Below are 1,957 nucleotides of genomic sequence, written 5' to 3'. Positions count from 1 at the left end.
GGTGTTCAGAATGCATGGCAGAAAAAGACATTATCAGTCAACAAGGTCGGCAGTTAATTCAAATTTCAACCTTTGATTCGAAAGAAGAGGCACTAAAGTCAGAATTCATCAAAGGAAGTAAGAATCAGAATTTTATAGATGAATCGGATCTCTGTTAAACGTTCTGATGGTTTTCTGGGCGGTGCCATCACAACCCAGCCAAGTTTGACGGAGTAAGTAACTTGAGCACGTAACTCGGCATCTGTTTGGGAGAAGCCAATTTGTAAAAATAAGTGCTGAAGATAGTCTAGTCGTTGCCGATCAACTCGTTTGATCGATGCCATCACTCTAGCATCATGGATTGCCCAGATTCGCATTGCCTTCTCTAATCGATTATCATCTTTGGCTGCAATTTCTAGCAGATGCAATAGTTGTTGGCTTGGTGTGCCATCTAATTTTTCGACTTGCTTGATCGTATCTTCTGTATTAACCGCTTGCCACTCCTGAATTATTGCTGCCAGCAAATCGTCAAGATTCTTGAAATGCCAGTAAAAACTGCCCCGGGTAATCTTGAGTGACTTGGCTAGCACGTCTACTTTCACTGCCTCAATGCCTTTTTCCATCAGGGTTTCCAGCGCAGCTTGTACCCAATCTTGCCGCCCTAATTTTGGATTTGCTGTTTCCATACAGTAGTGTATTGACTTTTTTAGATAAGGTTGTTATGGTTTTACCATACACTACTGCATGGTAAATCGACAGAGAAACTTATGATGACTCAAATCGAACAAAATAAATCGATCGCGCTCCGCATGGCGCAAGAAGGTTGGGGCACCGAACTTAATTGGGAAAAGACTTGGGACGAATTAATGGCTAATGATGTCATTCATCATTTCAACAGCGATCCAAACCCAATTGTCGGATTGGCCGCAAACAAGGCATTCAATGCTTCCCTGTTCCAAGGCTTTCCAAACATTCAGCAGACGATCGAAGACATGATTGCTGAAGGCGACAAAGTTGTCTATAGAACAACTCTCAAAGGCACCCACACAGGTGAATTCATGGGCATTCCACCCACAGGTAGATCGGTAGTCATCAATGATTTCAACTTGTTACGGATTGCTGAAGGAAAGATTGTGGAGTCGTGGTATGACTGTAACTTACTGGCTGTGATGCAACAGCTTGGATTAATGCCGGCATAACTTGGTTCGGGGATTGGACTTATCTGCTTTGTTGTAGCTTCGGTGCTGTCGATCGAACATGTAGCGGATCGACAGCATATTTGACATCGATGTAGATGGAAACCATTAGCTACCGAGGCTTTTCCACCGCCAATTCACAACTTCCGGTAAATCGGTGCCATGAGTATAGGCATATTGACGACATTCGATTTGGCGATTTTTCAGTTGTTCCTTGGTATGCGCGCCAGCTACTTGCAATTTGGGCACCCGATCGATCGCATCAATGGCAATGGTAAATCGATCGATCTGATTATTCATCGCTAATTCTAAGGGCGTATTAATATTCCCTTTTTCTTTATAACCCCGAACGTGGAGATTAGAATGATTTGTGCGGCGATAGGCTAAACGGTGAATCAGCCAGGGATAACCATGAAAATTGAAAATAATCGGTTTATCGATCGTAAATAAACTATCAAAATCTCGATCGCTTAGACCATTAGGATATTCTAGTGGTGGTTGCAGCGCGAGCAGATCGACAACGTTAATAAATCGAATCTTCAGATCGGGAAATGCTTGATGTAAAATTGCTGTAGCAGCGAGAGCTTCTTGGGTGGGAACATCACCAGCACAAGCAATTACTAGATCCGGTTCGACACCAAGATCGGTACTCGCCCAATCCCAAATGCCGATCCCTTTGGTGCAATGAGCGATCGCTGCATCCATGGTTAAATATTGAAGATGGGGTTGTTTATCCGAAACGATCGTATTAATTCGATCGGTACTTTTGAAACAACGATCGG

At 43.3% G+C, this 1,957-nt stretch carries 2 protein-coding genes and 1 pseudogene; 1 reads left to right on the top strand and 2 read right to left on the bottom strand.

Going from position 1 to position 1,957, the window contains the following annotated elements; all coding sequences use genetic code 11:
* Positions 1–98 precede the first annotated feature (98 nt).
* Complete coding sequence (locus RMO27_RS21560; RefSeq protein WP_309736455.1) at positions 99–665, bottom strand: TetR/AcrR family transcriptional regulator; 567 nt, start codon at positions 663–665, stop codon at positions 99–101.
* Between the two features lie 84 nt (positions 666–749).
* Between RMO27_RS21560 and RMO27_RS21555 the strand changes: the two genes are divergently transcribed.
* Positions 750–1,178: an ester cyclase gene (locus RMO27_RS21555; protein WP_309736453.1), complete on the top strand. Its 429-nt coding sequence runs from the start codon at positions 750–752 to the stop codon at positions 1,176–1,178.
* Between the two features lie 105 nt (positions 1,179–1,283).
* Here RMO27_RS21555 and RMO27_RS21550 read toward each other — a convergent pair.
* Positions 1,284–1,957 (bottom strand): annotated as a pseudogene (locus RMO27_RS21550) (phosphoketolase); the annotation flags it as partial.

The sequence above is a fragment of the Chamaesiphon sp. OTE_75_metabat_556 genome (assembly GCF_031378165.1).
GTDB lineage: Bacteria > Cyanobacteriota > Cyanobacteriia > Cyanobacteriales > Chamaesiphonaceae > Chamaesiphon.
This window is presented reverse-complemented; position numbering and strand designations above follow the sequence as displayed.

Coding starts and splice junctions, on each gene's coding strand:
- RMO27_RS21560 (WP_309736455.1), bottom strand. CDS start 665: ATGGAAACAGCAAATCCAAAATTAGGGCGGCAAGATTGGGTACAAGCT.
- RMO27_RS21555 (WP_309736453.1), top strand. CDS start 750: ATGACTCAAATCGAACAAAATAAATCGATCGCGCTCCGCATGGCGCAA.